14 protein-coding genes are annotated in these 16,146 nt (G+C 49.8%); 8 read left to right on the top strand and 6 right to left on the bottom strand.

Going from position 1 to position 16,146, the window contains the following annotated elements:
* Both WCO56_07295 and WCO56_07290 read left to right on the top strand, forming a co-directional pair.
* The coding region (locus WCO56_07295) for an RHS repeat-associated core domain-containing protein (GenBank protein MEI7729360.1) at positions 1-965 on the top strand (965 nt) is incomplete at its 5' end.
* Positions 965-1,429: a hypothetical protein gene (locus WCO56_07290; GenBank protein ID MEI7729359.1), complete on the top strand. Its 465-nt coding sequence runs from the start codon at positions 965-967 to the stop codon at positions 1,427-1,429. The genes WCO56_07295 and WCO56_07290, both read left to right, overlap by 1 nt.
* 223 nt (positions 1,430-1,652) lie before the next feature.
* Here WCO56_07290 and WCO56_07285 read toward each other — a convergent pair whose 3' ends face one another.
* Complete coding sequence (locus tag WCO56_07285) at positions 1,653-3,494, bottom strand: recombinase family protein (GenBank protein MEI7729358.1); 1,842 nt, start codon at positions 3,492-3,494, stop codon at positions 1,653-1,655.
* A gap of 87 nt (positions 3,495-3,581) precedes the next feature.
* Positions 3,582-3,812 carry a hypothetical protein gene (locus tag WCO56_07280; protein MEI7729357.1) on the bottom strand — a complete coding sequence of 77 codons (231 nt, stop codon included), beginning with the start codon at positions 3,810-3,812 and terminating at the stop codon, positions 3,582-3,584.
* 196 nt (positions 3,813-4,008) lie between these two features.
* On the opposite strand from WCO56_07280, the gene WCO56_07275 reads away from it, so the two are divergent.
* From WCO56_07275 to WCO56_07255, 5 genes are all read left to right on the top strand, one after another.
* A complete protein-coding gene (locus WCO56_07275; protein MEI7729356.1) occupies positions 4,009-4,344 on the top strand; it encodes a hypothetical protein in 336 nt (111 codons plus the stop codon).
* Positions 4,345-4,346: 2 nt separating this feature from the next.
* A complete protein-coding gene (locus tag WCO56_07270; GenBank protein MEI7729355.1) occupies positions 4,347-4,856 on the top strand; it encodes a hypothetical protein in 510 nt (169 codons plus the stop codon).
* Positions 4,857-4,925: 69 nt separating this feature from the next.
* The gene (locus WCO56_07265; GenBank protein MEI7729354.1) at positions 4,926-5,105 is read left to right on the top strand and encodes a hypothetical protein; all 180 of its coding nucleotides are present in this window, start codon (positions 4,926-4,928) and stop codon (positions 5,103-5,105) included.
* 12 nt (positions 5,106-5,117) lie between these two features.
* Positions 5,118-7,574 carry an AAA family ATPase gene (locus WCO56_07260; GenBank protein MEI7729353.1) on the top strand — a complete coding sequence of 819 codons (2,457 nt, stop codon included), beginning with the start codon at positions 5,118-5,120 and terminating at the stop codon, positions 7,572-7,574.
* 588 nt (positions 7,575-8,162) lie between these two features.
* Positions 8,163-8,408, top strand: a complete 246-nt coding sequence (locus WCO56_07255; protein ID MEI7729352.1) for a hypothetical protein — start codon at positions 8,163-8,165, stop codon at positions 8,406-8,408.
* Positions 8,409-9,103: 695 nt separating this feature from the next.
* Here WCO56_07255 and WCO56_07250 read toward each other — a convergent pair.
* Positions 9,104-11,851: a PAS domain-containing protein gene (locus WCO56_07250; protein MEI7729351.1), complete on the bottom strand. Its 2,748-nt coding sequence runs from the start codon at positions 11,849-11,851 to the stop codon at positions 9,104-9,106.
* Positions 11,852-11,952: 101 nt separating this feature from the next.
* Between WCO56_07250 and WCO56_07245 the strand changes: the two genes are divergently transcribed.
* Positions 11,953-12,882, top strand: a complete 930-nt coding sequence (locus WCO56_07245; GenBank protein ID MEI7729350.1) for an MBL fold metallo-hydrolase — start codon at positions 11,953-11,955, stop codon at positions 12,880-12,882.
* Between the two features lie 17 nt (positions 12,883-12,899).
* On the opposite strand, the gene WCO56_07240 is transcribed toward WCO56_07245, so the two are convergent.
* The 3 genes from WCO56_07240 to WCO56_07230 form a co-directional block, all read right to left on the bottom strand.
* Positions 12,900-13,703, bottom strand: a complete 804-nt coding sequence (locus WCO56_07240; protein MEI7729349.1) for a hypothetical protein — start codon at positions 13,701-13,703, stop codon at positions 12,900-12,902.
* A gap of 113 nt (positions 13,704-13,816) precedes the next feature.
* Complete coding sequence (locus WCO56_07235) at positions 13,817-15,160, bottom strand: acetylxylan esterase (GenBank protein MEI7729348.1); 1,344 nt, start codon at positions 15,158-15,160, stop codon at positions 13,817-13,819.
* A gap of 41 nt (positions 15,161-15,201) precedes the next feature.
* Positions 15,202-16,128 (bottom strand): putative 2-dehydropantoate 2-reductase, encoded by a 927-nt coding sequence (locus WCO56_07230; GenBank protein ID MEI7729347.1) that lies wholly within the window; start codon positions 16,126-16,128, stop codon positions 15,202-15,204.
* Between the last annotated feature and the right edge of the window lie 18 nt (positions 16,129-16,146).

Here is a 16,146-nt window from a genome sequence, read left to right as displayed (position 1 = left end):
CGTTTGGGGTGGTCATTCGGGCGACGGGGCCGATGGCCAGGGAGTTTAATTTCCTGTTTTCGACCAAGTATTACGATTGGGAAACCAAACGGTATTATTACGGGTATCGGTTTTATGAGCCGGAAATGGAGAAATGGATGAGTAGGGATCCGATTGGAATCAAGGGCGGCATGAATTTATATGGGTTTGTTAAAAACAACCCTATATCGCAAAATGATTATTTAGGTCTTTGGACTAAGGTTGAACGCAAATCCAACCAACCACGTGCCAAGGTGTGTTCCGAAACGGGCGATACCATATCAAGCCTAGCTGAAACACTTCAATTAGATGCGACAGATGCACTTGGCGTGAAGGGGTGGCTCCGCGATATTAATGGGAAATCTATTACATCATTAACTCCTAACACGACTTATACAGTTCCCAATTTAGTATTTGTCGATCTTGGAAGAAACAAGTTTGTTCCTTACAGCATGGAATTCTCGTCTCTTCTTGTGCGCTTGCAGGATTCTTTGCGCTTGGCGGCAGCGTCATTGGAAGACGAAGGCTATTATGTAGCACTGTATGATAATGTAACATCGCTTCAAATCAAGGACCATTTACGTACAGATGGAATTTATATATATATGTATGGCGGACATGGTCTTGATGGATATCCTCAAGTGCTAGCACCAGGAGGTAAACAGAACAATAATGACACTGTACGCCCTGGCAGATATTCACCATACAAAATACGGAATATGGTACTTTACGGGTGTAGCACTGTCGGAAAGTTTAGCGGCTTGCCTGAAAAAACTTATTTATCCGACCCTACTAAAACTTACTGGAACCTTAATGTGTCTTCAAAAGGCTGGGTAACTGGGTTTTTCGTTGACGTTAGCTTTTTAAATATATGGTGGAATGATCCAGTCACTATCGAAGGAACCGTGAGTGAAACTGGTAATGGATCCGAATTTGATGATCGGTAATGAAAATTTGTAAAAACAAATCAACGATGGGGCGCTTGGTAAACACAAGGCACATTTTTTATGGCTGCTTAGTGGCGATAAGTGTAGTGTTTACACTTGAATATTATACAATGCATTTTCACAGAGGGATAGCGACTCGATTCCAAGTAGATTCACTAGGAATAGCTATAGAAAAATATTTATCTGAAAAAACAAACACAAACGGGCTTGATCTCAACAAACTGTCATTGAAAATAACAGGCACAGAAAAAACGAACAATCCAAATAACAGGCAATATTATGTACCAGGACGATACGAGACGAACGATAATCGGGATATTATTGATGAATGGGGAAATGTAATACGATTCGTTTTTGTTAGTAATGGCAATAGTATAATGATTCAATCTTACGGCCCGAACAAAAAAGATGATAACGGCCTTTATGATGATATTATTAAAATCGTCAAACTACATAAGCTATAAAATTAATAGAAGCAAATGCATTCCACTTGACCAGACGCCAACCAATAGCAGGCGAAATTCCAACTATTTACGTGGCGCAACAAGGGTTGTGTAAATATCTATGTCGCACTTCTCAGCCGTGGATTCGTCAACAAGCTCATGCTTTCATTTCCCAGCATGGGATTATGTCGAATACAAGCAGTCTTTACAGGTTTGTCGCTTCTGACAAATCTGTGCGTCTTCGTTAGTTCTTTGAATCATCTATATTATCCTCATGTATTAGAAACACCCAGTCAGACGATTTAAATGAAGGGGAATTACAGACACTTCTAAAGAAGTGGTGTATTGAGTTGACGATATATTCATTTCTATGTCGTAATGTTCTAACGTCGTGTAGTTTAGGGAGCATAATGGGACGAGGAGAGGCGAAAGCCTCTTTTTGTATATATGGCAGGCGGGTATTTTTAGGTTCGATTGATTCAATTTCCAATGCTTCACCGAAATTGGATTTTTCTAGAATGAAGAACGGTTTTTTGGCTTCAATAATGAGTTTTTTATCCTTTAAAACCAGGTTCGATCCAATGGCATCAAGAATCACCTTTTTGGTCATGGTATCGCCTTTCGCAAAACAAGTTTGGGCGATACATGCGAACTCAAAGAATTTTTCCGTGAGTTTCAATGCCTGCTCAACTCGGTGCCCGGCATCTCGCATCAATTCCTCCAAGGCGGCCTTTTCCTTTAACAGTGCAAATCGCTGCTGACCGTATTCCTGGTTGGATAATAAGGCACCGTTTGCATTGTCTGGAGACGTTTGTAGTTTAACCAGGTTATCAATACGTCGCATACAATCCTGATATGCTTTCTCGTTGGCCTGAATGATTTCGTTGCGCGCTGTACTTTCATTTGCGTAATATTCACGTACAAAACCAATCGCCCAATCCTTGAATTTTACCGAAATACTGATCCGTGCAAGATACGTCCCAATCTGCTTTTCAAGCTCCTGACCACTGATACATTTCTGCGCACACAGTGGTCGTTTACTTTTGGAACAATGATAATACACGTATCGGAGAAACAACGGATTCTTCATCTTTTCAATTGGAGTTGCGCAACGCGGGCAGGTATTGCGCGAACGATATGCGAACTTGAATCGACAGTGACTGCATATGAGCTGATGCTTTTCTTCGGCAGTTACCATCTGATTGCATTCCCCACAGCGAATTTGCCCAGTGAAGGCAAAATCATGATGCGATTGAGGGCGCGGATTACCATGGCGTCCAAGCAAGGTTTGCACCCGGTCATATTCGGCTTCGGTGATTATTGGTTCGTGTTTTCCTTGATACCACTGGCTACTGCCAGCGGGGTATTCAAACCAACCATAATAGAAAGGTTTGGTGAAAATCTGGTAGATTGTGCTTCGACTGATTGGTTTGTTGCCTTTCGTGCGTGTTTGCCTTGTTCGGAACCCCCACTTTTGATTAGCGATTTCAAGAATCTTTGGTGGGGTATATAGCCCGGTCAACATTAAGTCCCACATTCGCCGAACCAACGGGAATCTTTCAGGATCATTAATCAGAGTGTTTTCTCCAGTGATCTTGTTCGTGTGGTTTAAATATCCAATTGGTGCCAGGCATGGATGCCACCCGTTTTCAATTTTGGTTTTGAGCCCACGTTTTACGTTCTTGCTCAAATCATCGACATACTTTTGTGCCATGCCGAATTCGATATACATGAGAATGATATTATCATCCTCTCTGGCAAAGCTTTGGGCCTGGGTCATGACCTTAATGCCATGCTGCTTTATCGCCCAAATAATGGAACCACCATCTACAGGGTTACGCGCAAGACGATCAAGCTTCCAACAAATGATGCCGGCGGCTTCACCACGGTAAAGGCGCTGCATCATGTTATTAAATACCGGACGACCTGGATCTTTGGCAGATTTGGATTCGGTCAACACTTCAGTCACTTGCAAATTTAGTTTCGCAGCCAACTGCTCCAGTTCTCGGATTTGAGATTCAATCGAAAGAACCTGCCGATCTTCGGCTTCGGATGATTTGCGGCAGTAGATAAAATATCCTGGCATGGTGATGAATGATGAATTGAGAATGATAAATGACCTTGAGCTGTTACAAGGTCATGCTAACCCGACAAAAATTTCCCGTCAAACGGATCATTGTTTCCGGGAGTTTTCCGTATGAAGGGAGTCATTCAAAATTCCAAAGAATCGCAGCAAGCGCATGGCGATTTCCTGGACTTCATCATCGGAAAGACGCTCTCCGAATTCCTCCTGGTAAATTTTTCTGAATTCCTCGATAGCCTCGCGGCTCAATTGTTGTGGTGTTGTCATGCCAGCCACTTTACTGGTGCAAGGGTGATGCTGAAAGGAGGGGAGTTTTGCCAATTACGGCATATTTATGTTTGCGGTGGACGAATTGACAAAAACACGGTTTTATATTATAATATACTCCTGACCACCGAGCATCAAACTCGGTGTTTTTTTATAAAACTTGCCGGAAACGGCAAGAATTACCTCCTTTGGTAATTTTAACAATCCGATACTCTAACTTTGAATTCACAATGAGTTCGTATTCACTCCCATGGCACAACTATCCAATTATTTACGATCAAACCGTAAACGCCTGGCGCTCTCACAAAAGGACGTGGCTTTCCTTTTGGGAACACGAAATGGAGACAAGGTATGTCGCTATGAACGGTTTGTTCGTGTACCAAATCTAGCGACAGCCTTGGCGTATGAAGTGGTCTTTCAGAAACCAACCAGCGATCTCTTTGTGGGTCTCCATCAACAAGTTCAACAGAAAGTTGCTGCACGAGCCAAAGTCCTCTCGCACAAAATGGATCGAAATAAATCCAATCGTCGAACAGTTATCCGTCGTCAACTCCTTACTACTATCGCCAATAAATCTAAAAATTAAACATGAATCATATCCACCCGAAACACTTCCGAATATTGGGCATCGCACCCACCGCCAGGGGCGTCGGCTTTGCTGTTTTAGAAGGACAGGAAACGCTGGTTGATTGGGGCGTCAAAACTGTCAAAGGGGACAAAAACGCCCAATCGCTTGCAAAAGTGGAAAAGCTGATTGCTCATTACCAACCGGAGGTATTGGTTTTGCCAGATACTTCGGCTAAGAACTCTCGTCGATATCCTCGAATACAAAAACTCAGTCAGCAAATCGTTAAGGTGGCCACGGCTCGAAACATCAGAGTTGTATTATTGTCCGCTGAAAAATTACGTCGCGTTTATTTTGGTAACGCTCATGGGACAAAACATGCTTTGGCTGAAATCATTGCCAAACGGTTTCCAGATGAACTCGGTTCATTTCTGCCGCCGAAACGAAAACCATGGATGAGTGAACATTACCAAATGGACATTTTTGATGCTGTGGCACTGGTGGTGGCGTTAAGGATAAAAAAGACCATTTGAATCCATTCAAACAAAAAGCACACGGGTTTATTGCTCGACAAAAATGATTCAGTGAGCTAATCTTTATGCATGTCAACACAACAAGCGACACCAGCAAATGTCGATGTCCCAGAGCTGGTTTACAAAACATTTCTCGCTAACTTAACGGAAGGCAAGGCTTCTGCTGAATTGGTGGAACGGCTCAGAAAAGCACTGTTAGAAAAGCAGGTGCTTACTGAGGTTGCCTTGAAAGCAGCAATCTTTGATTGAGGAATCAATGCCATGATTTACATTGATTCAATGACAATTCAGGAGTTCCGGGGCATCCGTAATCTCACCTTGGACTTTAAGGGCAAGAATTTTGCCATATGTGGTCCGAATGGCACCGGAAAGAGCGGTGTCGTAGATGCTCTGGAATTTGTGCTTACCGGGAATATTTCCCGATTGGCTGGTGAAGGTCGTGGGGAAATTACCCTAAAACAACATGCTCCACATGTTGATAAACGAAATGATCCGGCAAAAGCAATTGTCACCATTAAACTAACAATTCCAAGTCTCAAGAAAACTGTTGTTATCGAACGAACAGCCAAAACACCAGGGACGGCCAAAGTAACACCGAATGATCCTGATGTTCTCAAAATACTCCAGGGTGTCGAAACACATCCTGAAATTGTCCTTTCCCGGCGAGAGCTAATTCGCTACGTACTGGCTACCCCAGGAAAGCGTAACGAGGAAGTACAAGCGTTGCTACATCTTGATAAGATTGAGGAGGTTAGGGCAATATTCCAGAAAATTGCAAATGGTGCTGAGAAGCAGTCTAAAATGATTTCTCAACCAGTCAAAACAGCCCAGGACAATCTTTTGCGTGCGCTTTCTATCGCTGAATTTAACAAGGAGAATATTCTTTTTATTACCAATGCCCAGCGGGCAATCCTTGGTCTCCCTGAATTACTTGAACTTACAGCCACCACCTCCCTCAAGGATGGAATGGCGACACCTGCTACAGCAAAGCCCCAACTGATTCCGAAGGCACAGGCGATGGTGGATTTTCAAGCGGCTCGGGAAGCTCTCAATGAAATTTCTAACCAGTCCACCCAACCACAAATTGGTAAGCTCATCAGTGAATTGGAAACCCTGGCTGCGAACCCTGCTTTTATAACAGGTGTAACTAGAGAGAATTTTTTTACTACAGGATTGTCATTGATTGGAGATGACACTTGTCCGTTTTGTGATGCCGAATGGGACCAGGAACTATTAAGGAAGCGTGCTCATGCAAAACTTAATCAGCTAAAAGATTTGTCCGAAAAACGCAAAGATGTTGAAAAACAAATGGAACCATTGATTGCGACCTTGCGAAAGGTGCAAGCCGCAATGGATACCCTGGTCAGGTATGCGAATTTGCAGAAACCTCCGATTGCAATTCAAGCATGCAACGATTACAGTTCTTTTTGTCGCACCTCAATTAAGGTTTTGTCGAATTTGCTGCCGCTTACTGAGACGATGGCAATACTCACTCGTATGGCTACTGTGCCACCATCGGTCACCAGCGCCATTAGTGACTTTGAAAAAGTCGTTTCCGCTCTGCCAGAACCGACCAAACAGGATGCGGCACGTGAGTTTCTTGCCATCGCCCAGGAGCGTCTCGACGTATGGCGCGAAGCCAAACGTGCGGAAAAGTCCGCTACGGCACAGGCTCAAATCGCCCGTCAGGTATCTGATAAATACGTCGAAGCCAGTGACAAGGTGCTTACGGGACTTTACACTGAAGTCCAAAAGGACTTTGCTGCTCTTTACACTGCCATCAATCACGATGACGAAAAGAACTTTTCGGCAAGATTGATTCCCTCCATGGGAAAACTCGGATTTGATGTCGATTTTTATGGGCGAGGCTTTTTCCCGCCCGGTGCCTACCATAGTGAAGGGCATCAAGATGGAATGGGACTTTGTTTGTACCTGGCATTAATGCGTCACCTCCAAGGATCGGAATTCACATTTGCAGTGCTTGATGACGTGCTCATGTCGGTTGACACGGGGCATAGGCGGGAAGTATGCACGCTATTGAAAAAGGAGTTTCCCAACACTCAGTTTATCATGACAACGCATGATCCGATTTGGATGAGGCATATGAAAACCGAGGGGCTGATTAACGGGCAAGGCGCGGTTCAATTCAGAGTGTGGAACGTTGATCAAGGACCAACCCAATGGGATGATCGAGATGTGTGGACGGAAATGCATGATTACCTGAATAAAAATGATGTCAGGGCTGCCGCTGCATTGCTTCGTCATTTTCTTGAATACACCTCAGCAGAATTATGTCATCGGTTGCGTGCCCCGGTAGAGTTTCGTGGTGATGCCCAATATCAACTTGGCGAAATGCTTCCGCCTGCGGTTGGGCGTTTGCGGAAACTCTATACCACTGCAAAAGATGTTGCGAATTCATGGAAACAACAAGATATTGTCTCTGACATTGGCAATCGCGCTGACGAATTCAGCAAACTTGTCGTTGCATCACAAGTTGAACAATGGCAAATCAACCCTGCTGTTCATTTCAATGCGTGGGCCAATTTCACAAAGAACGACTTTTTGCCAGTAGTGAATGTATTTCACGCCCTTCTTTCGGGATTTACCTGTCCGACCTGTTCCGAATTTCTTCGCGTCTCACCTGATCGGGAAAGTGCTGAGGTGTTACGATGTGAATGTGGTAAGACGAATTTAAACCTCAAAAAGAAAACGGTGTAGAATTGTGTCGGGGCTGGTCAAAATTTATGACTCATCCGATTCTACTTTGGCCCATTTGGCGACTTGACGTGCAATAACCTCAATCATGTCCTCTACGTCCTGGAGCTTTTTCATGATTCGGTTGAACTCATTGGAACAACCACTATTGTTGCGCTTAATCAAACTCAGGAACCATTGTTTGATCAACCTGCGGAAGGGACAATATCGGCGTGCTATTTTGTTCGTGTTTTTCATGTGTACAGAATAATCACTGAGGATGCGTAACCAAAGACGTTGGAACTTGTCGAGAACGGCAAGTTCGTAACGTCGCAGATAGTGTGTGCAGATTATGATATTCGGAGGAATTCTCGGTTTTTAAATGGAATGTCAAAACAGCACTAGGACCTAACGGAGAATCGTAATCGTCATCTGCCCACTATTATCAAGTACTTGACTTATACAGTGTCCTGTATAAGCTTCAAGTCATGTTGCAAATGGAACTCCAAATTTTACCGGCTCACTGGGAAAGTCTCCCCAGATAATTTAATGGTAAGGTAACGACTGCGCATTACGCAATGAATTGGATGACAAAACAAAAAAATCGAATCTATGGACAACCTTAAACTCGAAAAAACTCGGAACATCAACCGTCTCCTGAAAGCATGCGAATCCAAATCATCAAAACTCAAGGTAGAGGAAGCTTTTAGGGCCTTTGCGCACGAGGCTTCTCAGGCAGGTTCGGACTCTAAGTTTCTTGAGGAGTTAAGGACGCTGACTGGCCATAATTCGGTTGATGAAATGATTGCGCGTTTTCGCAAACTTGCGGGCTTAGATAATATGAAGAAATCAGGATAGGATTAGGAGTATCATCTCACCTAACAAAAAATACCTAAACCACACTTGAGCGTAATCGGGCAGATTATTGTCAGCTCAAAAATTAATGGTTAGGTATCACTACACGTTTTGATTTTTTATGATGAAATTATCCCAGATTATTACCGAGTTGCAACAATTGCAGACTAAGCACGGTGACGCTGATTTTTGTATCGTAGCGACTGGTCCAGACGATGACTATGACGAGATACGCACTGTGTGTGGACATGATTTTGTTAGTATTAATTTTTACGAAGACCTCAAGTACGGTGATTGGTGTTGTTTGACGATGGAGACAAAACCGGAAATAAAGGGTAAATCATAACATTACGGACTTCCGTAAAAACCAACTTGGCGTGCTTTACGAGACATGAGTACTTCATTGTCTTAATAGAATAGGACAAGTAACTAGATCAAACCATGAATGGCTCCCAACGAAAGTAGTTGTCAGAACGCTTTGTGCAAAACCCAGTGAACAATTACCGTGAACCAATGTTGGTAAAGATGAGTCCGGTGTTTCGGATATCACAGAATATGTCAGTGTTAATTCACAACCCGTTATCTTCCAACTATTTAGTATATGAACTTCTCTTCGGCATCTGTTCGTACTTCTTCACAATCAGCCGTTGTGCAATACCCAACAGTGCTACTCTCCCTTGGGGAGAGGAGGTCCGTTCTTATGGGGCAGGCTTGAGCCAGATGCTGGCGCGCAGACCGCCTTCGGGGCGGTTGCGCAATTCCAGATAGCCCTGGTGCAATTCCACAATTTTACGCGTCACGGTCAACCCCAAGCCGGTCCCCTGCCCCGCCGGTTTGGTTGTGAAGAACGGATCGAAGACCCGTATGAGTTTATCCTCCGGGATGCCCGGGCCGGTGTCGTCCGTTTCGAGCACTACAACCACGTCCCCAACCCGGAAACACAGGTTCTGGTGTCCATCCAGCGTGCGGGAGGCCTCGGTCTCGGCCAAGATGCGGGTGTAGCTGCGGATGGAGAGGCAGCCGCCCACGGGCATGGCCTGGATGGCGTTCATGTACAGGTTGACGAGAACCTGGGTCAGCTTGTCCGGGTCCAGTTCGACGGGCGGCAGGGTGGCCAGCAGATCGCGTTTCACCGTAATCTGACGATCCATCTGTTGATGTCGGGTGAACGTCAGCGCCTGTTCGGCGACGCGGTTCAGATTGTCCTTTTGGAGTTTGAGTTGTTTGGGGGCGGAGAAATCGAGCAGGCCCAGGATGATGTTATCGGCGCGCCGGATGGCCGCCCGCATATCATCAATGACCAGCCGGGCATCTGCGTCCGCCGGGTTTACGGAAGAGTTCAGGTAGTCCACCCCCATGCCCAGGATGGCCAGCGGGTTCTTGACTTCATGCGCCACGCCGGCCGCCAGGCACCCGATGGATTGCATCTTCTCCGCCTGGATGAGCTGCATTTGGGCGGCGATCAAGTCCTCATGGGATTTGTGCAATTCGGCATTGGCGAGCTTGAGTTGCTGTTCCACCTGGCGGCGCAGGGTGATATCGCGGCCAATGCACACGATGCCGACCGTTCGCTGGCTGCCATCGCGCAGCGGCACCTTGGTGGTCAGGAACCAATGCTCATGCCCAAAGGAATCCCGCAGGGGTTCCTCTTGATTGATCAGCGGCTGCCCCGAGGCCATGACCTCCAGATCGGCGGCGTGGAACCGCCCGCTCTCCTCGACGGAAAAAAGGTCCGCCGGCATTTTGCCCAACACATCCTCCACCTGATCCCGCCCGATGACGTGCACATAGGTGATGTTGCAGACCAGGTAGCGCCCCTGCCGGTCTTTCACATAAATGTAATCCGGCAGATTCTCGATGAGGTTGCGCAGCAGGTTGCGCTCCTCGGCCAAGACCTCCTCCATGCGTTTAAGCGCGGTGATGTCGCGCGAAATGCCAAAGGTGCCGACAATGTCCCCCGCTTTGCCGCGCAGCGGCATTTTGGTGGTGTGGGCCCAACCGGTTTTGCCATCCGGCAGGGTTTCCAGCTCGATGCGCCCAATGAGCGGTTGGCCGGTGCGGATGATGTCCAGCTCATCCTGATAGGCCGGTTCCGCATGTTCACGCGTAAAGAAATCAAAATCCGTTTTGCCAACGATTTCAGCGGGATCCGTGCGGCCAAACAATTTGGCCATGGCGCGGCTGACCCGCAAAAAGCGGCTCTGGCGATCCTTGAAATAGATGCGATCCGGCAAATGATCCAGCAGCATGTGCAGGAGATCGCGTTCGCGTTCCAAATCCGCTTCCAGCCGGTTGCGCCGCTGGATTTCGGCGTGGAGTTCGGCGGTGCGCTGGTTGACGAGTTCCTCGACCCGCGCGGTGCGCTGCATGGATTGCCGCAAATGATTCACCACCAGCAGCGTCATCGTCAGGCTCGCCACCAAGGCTCCCCAAGCGCCGTAACTGCGGCGAACGGCAAGATAACCGGGCATGGGACGGCACCAGACGTGCCAAGTCCGGCCAATCGCATCCACCACCCCGTTACGGTCCCGGTCGTCGCGCAGATTCAGCTCCGCTTCCGGCCGCCGCTGAATGCGGCCTTTGAGGGGATCAATGGAAAACGCAAAGCGGGCCGTCGCGGGCAGCGCCTGATCCTGGAGCACCAACTCAATTTCCTCTTTGGGGATGGCATGAAAGGCCTCCGCGATCATGCGTTCCAGGGAGATGGCGGTCAGCAGGAAGCCGGCGAGATTGTTTTGCCGCTGCTCGCGCGTTTCGTGCGGCGCCCCATTCGTGTACACCGGAGAAAAAATCATAAAGCCGTAAGTCGCCTCCTCCGCCCGGGTGCCATTCAGGCGCATCCAAGGCGTGGCAATCCGTTGCCCAGAATCGCGCGCGCGTTCCATCGCCTCGCGCGACTCAGCCTGTGAAAAATGATCAAACCCCATCAGCTTCGCCTTGTCTTGACTGGGCTCCAGATAGGTGGTCGGGAAATATTCCAACCGATTATCCGCCCGGCGCAAGCGGCCCCGCGCGTCCATTTCGGTGATTTCATATTGGGGATGGCCGACCTGCTGATGCGCAAGCTCGAAGGGAATCCGTTGATGCAGGTACACCCGGGGGAGCCATTGCAGCGCTTCAAGTTCGGGATGAACATCCAGGTAATCGGACGCAAATATTTTAAACTCCTCCAGTACTACACTCTGGCTGCTGGCATAGAGAGTACTCAAGGCGTTGGCAATTTCCTCGACGTCACGCACCTCCCGGCGCAAGGCCTCCGTGCGGTTTTCCGCGGCATTATCAAACTCCAGCGTCAGCCGCTTTTGCTCGTATTCCCGGATCATGCGGAATAACAAGAAGCTGACCAGCACACCGACCAGGGCCAGTAAAATCAATCGGAGATGACGCTGCCAGACGGCAGATTCAGCCGTGACCGGACTGGGTAAATTTGGGTTGCGGTTATCCATCACGCTTCGCTTCTGAGCGTTTATAGAGCGGGATTGGGAAAAAATAAAGCGTAAAGTCGCAATTGACGTTTTTAAATTCCAGATGGACACTACCAGCATTGATGAATTCGAGCGCTCCAGATACCGCCGCCAAGCCGCGCCGCAAATTGCCGCGGTCGTTCAAGGACCTGACGCCGAGCAAGCATTTTAACCCGCGGACCTTCTTCCATGAGATGATCTGGAAAGGTTGGCTGACCAAACGAACCGGGAAACACCACCCGCCACAGTTTCCCAAGCTCAAACCCGGCCAAGTGGCCATCACTTGGATTGGGCACGCCTCCTTCCTGATACAATTCAGCGGCTTGAACGTCCTGGTGGATCCTAATTTTGCCAACTGGCTATTCCTGCTCAAACGCTTAAAGCGGACTGGACTCAAACTGAAGGATTTGCCGCCCATTGACTTGGTGCTGATCACCCATGCGCATTTTGACCACTTTCACCGGCGGACGTTGCGCCAATTGCCACCGCCCAAAACCGGCATCGTACCGTGGGGGGTGGGACGTCTGACCCGGGGACTCAATTTTACCCGCGTCATTGAGATGCGCTGGTGGGAATCGTTCGGCGGCGATGGTTGGAAGGTAACCTTAACCCCGGCCAAACATTGGGGAGCGCGTTACTTGCAGGATGTCAACCGGGGCTACGGCGGTTTCGTGATCGAATGCCAGGGGCGCAGCGTGTATCATGCGGGCGATAGCGCGTATTTTGAGGGGTTCAAGGAAATTGGCCGGCGGTGCCATCCCGAAATCGCCCTCCTGCCAATTGGGGCGTATTATCCGGATTCGTTCCGGACGGTTCACATGGGCCCGGATGATGCCCTAAAAGGCTTTCGTGACTTGCGTGCCAAGTGGATGGTGCCGATGCATTATGGCTCGTTCAAACTCTCCTTTGAAGATCTGGACGAGCCACCCCGCTGGCTGAACGAGCTGGCCAAAAACCAGAAGCTCACGCAGCAACTTTGCTTTCTGGAAGAAGGCGTGCCGGCGGTGTTTTAGCGCCGGCAGCCACCAGACTAAAGCCGGTCACCGGCAAAGAACTTCTTTTCGATTTTTTCGAGGTCTTTTTTGACCTTATCCACCTTGAGATTGACGGGCAGGAAATAGGCCGCCCACGCCGGGCGCTGCGGCATTTTGTTAATGGCGTCGTACAACGCCTTGATCCCATCCACGCCAAAGCCGGATTCCAGCGAATTGACACAGCCAGCCTTCATGGATTCATCCCATTCGGAGGGGGTGAGCAGGTTGTTGATGGGTGGCGGACGGCCCTTGGTGTCGTCCAGTTGCGCGGCATACTTTTTGAAGTGTCCCAGATAATGATGCGACAACTCGATGGCCAGCACCATGCCCACCATTTGGTTGAAGCTGCTAAGCTGCTCATTGATCATGTCCTCCGTCCAATACTTTTTATTATCCAGCTTGGGCGGCTCGTGCAGTTCTTTGTCCCCGCTTTCCTGAGCCAAGGCGGCAACATATTTTTCAAAGTAACCCTTCTCAATCCGGTCAATGGCCTTGGCGTGGGCCACGTGATTCATCAAATCCACGAACCCCACGGAAATGAAGACCGCCCGCAGTGGTTTGCTTTCATCGGGATATTCCGTAAGTTTGATAAACGGCATCATGTCCGTCTCCAGAAACACCGGCTGGGAGTGGATCATGGCCTTATACTTGTCTTTCAGCGCCTTTTGCAGGTCCCCGCCAATTTTGGTGATCGCGGAGTAGCCGGTTTTATAGGTGAGACCATCCGGACTACCGGGTTGCGCCAACACCAAGGATGGCAGCAACACGGCTGCAACCGTGAGAACTGGTATCATTTTCATAGCGGTATCTTTAAAGCTGTTCCTTCAAACAGAACAAGGCGACTGTACCGACTCACAACGGACACGTCAATACGCGTGATACGCTGATTTTGCCGGTAAAATTCAAGCCCGGCTCATTTAACCGGCGGCGGGGAACCGGCCAGCAGGGCCTTGCGCCAGACGCTAGCGCGCGCCGAGTATGGGGCTTGGGTGTTATTTTTTCCACGGTGGTCGGAGTCGGGCAGAACCACCGTTTCCTTCGGTCCCTGCATCAGATTAAAGGCGGCATAGACGCCCGAGGGCGGCGACGTGGTGTCAATCAGCCCCAGCCCTACCAAGGCGGGGCATTTAATGCGCGCCGCGAAGTTCACCCCATCGAAGTAGCGGGAGGTGTTGAGGGCTTTCTTTTCATCCTTGCCCGCCACATTGGCCATCCAGTAGGGCCAGCCGGGTTTCCGGTCGGCCAAACCACCGGTATTGTCGCAGCCGGCGGGCACCAAGGCGAGCAGGGCGGTCACTTTGTGGTTTAACCCGGCCGTCACGAAGGTCTGGAGACCGCCTTGGCTGGTGCCGGTGACAATCAGGGTCTTGCCGTCCCAATCGGGGCGCTGGGCCAGGTATTCCACCGCGCGATAGCAGGCGAGAAACATGCGCAGGAAATAGCTTTTCTCGCGGTCATCGTTGCCAATGGCGGTGTAGTTCTTCAACGGTCCGTCATTCTGCTGTTTATAAAAGCTCTCCGGCTCGTCAATTGGCAGATCGTGGGCTGTGATGTTCAAAGTGAGCCAACCCTCGGCGGCGGGGCCAGTGGCAAATCCTTGGTTGAGCCCGTACACGCCAGCCCATTGCACCACCAACATGGCGGGCAGCTTCGCCCCTTGGGCGGGTCGCGCCAATTGTCCGCGAATGTGAGTGCCCCGGATGTTATCCATGGTGATTTTCCAGTAATCCACGCCGTCTTTCCCGCTCTTACCCTGCTCCAATACCGGGTTAGCGGGAACCTTGGCGAGTTCGTCCAGTTTGCCTTTCCAGAAGGCATCGAAATCCTCGGGACAGGGAGACGACGGGGGAATTTTCTCCGGGGCGATGGCCGCACCGCCCAGCGCACGGATTTCCTTGGCACCCGGCACCTTGGCCACGACTTCCAGCAACAACGTGCCGGGTTGGTCCAATTTGGTTTGCACCGTCCCGGCGCCGCCACTCAGGGTGACCGTGCCTTGATGATGTACGGATGCCCCGGCTTTTTTAATCACATAGGACGCCTCTTTGATATCCGCGCCGCCCCCGCGCAGTTCGACGCGCCAAGTAATGGTCTCGCCAGCTTGATACACCGCACCAGCCTTCTCCGCCTTGATCACAAGGTCAGGCGCGGCGAACGCGCTGGAGCTGCTCAAGGCGACCAATAAGTAACTGAGGAACACTCCGGCTTTCAGGGCCGACAGCTTCACCGTGATTCGATGGTTAGCGAATGGATTCATAATATATTTTGTAAAGAAGACCAGATAAGGCTTTCCGCCCATCATTTCAAGCAATTCCGCGTGTCCAGAAACCGCAACTGGGCGGTCAACGCGGCGATGCGGGGCAGTTCGACACCGGCCTGCCGCGCCTGCTGCAAGGGGCGTTCGTAGAGGTATTCCACCTCCAACGGCCGCCGCGCCTGGAAATCCAGCTTCATGCTGGGGCTGTACGGTTTCATTTTCACGGTGAAGCCCAAAAGTTGCTCCACAAACTCCGCCTCAATGGGATGCCCGCAAGCACGCGCTCCGGCCAGCACCTCAATCATCAATTGGCGCGACAATTCACGCGTCTCCAGATGGTCCATGATCTCATTCGTCTCGGCATTGAGCACCACGGAAAGGCCATTATAAGGAATATTCCAGCCCAACTTGCGCCAGCGACCTTCCGCCAGGTTTTTCGTGAGTTGCACCGGAACTCCACCTTGCGCGAAGTCAGCGGCCACCTGTTTTAACACGTCTTCCATCCCCGGACTATGCGCCCCAAACATCACGCGGCCATAATCCTGATGGTGAATGTGGCCCGGCGCAATCTTGCTGGAGCAAAGATAACAGAGTCCCCCACCCACCATCGCCTGCGGCAACAGCGCGGCGACCTCCTCTTCAGCCCCCAGCCCGTTTTGCATCAGGATGACCGCCGTACCCGCGCGAACCAGCGGTGGCAAAAGGGTGGGCAGCAAATGATTCTGTGTGGTCTTGAGGCCAATACAGACCACGTCGCACACCGGCATGTCCCCGACGCGCTGATAGGCGTTTATCCCGCGCAAATGCAAGTCGCCCCAAGGGGAATCCACCCGCAACCCATGCTGCCGCACGTGATCATAATCGCCATGAAACAGGAAATGCGTCTCAAACCCGGCATGGTGCAACCGCGCGCCGTACAGTGCGCCCAACGCGCCCGATCCCACAATGGCATAACTCAGTTTCTTCATAACCCAAAAGACAGCGTC

The organism is Verrucomicrobiota bacterium (assembly GCA_037139415.1).
Classification (GTDB): Bacteria; Verrucomicrobiota; Verrucomicrobiia; order Limisphaerales; family Fontisphaeraceae; genus JBAXGN01.
This window is presented reverse-complemented; position numbering and strand designations above follow the sequence as displayed.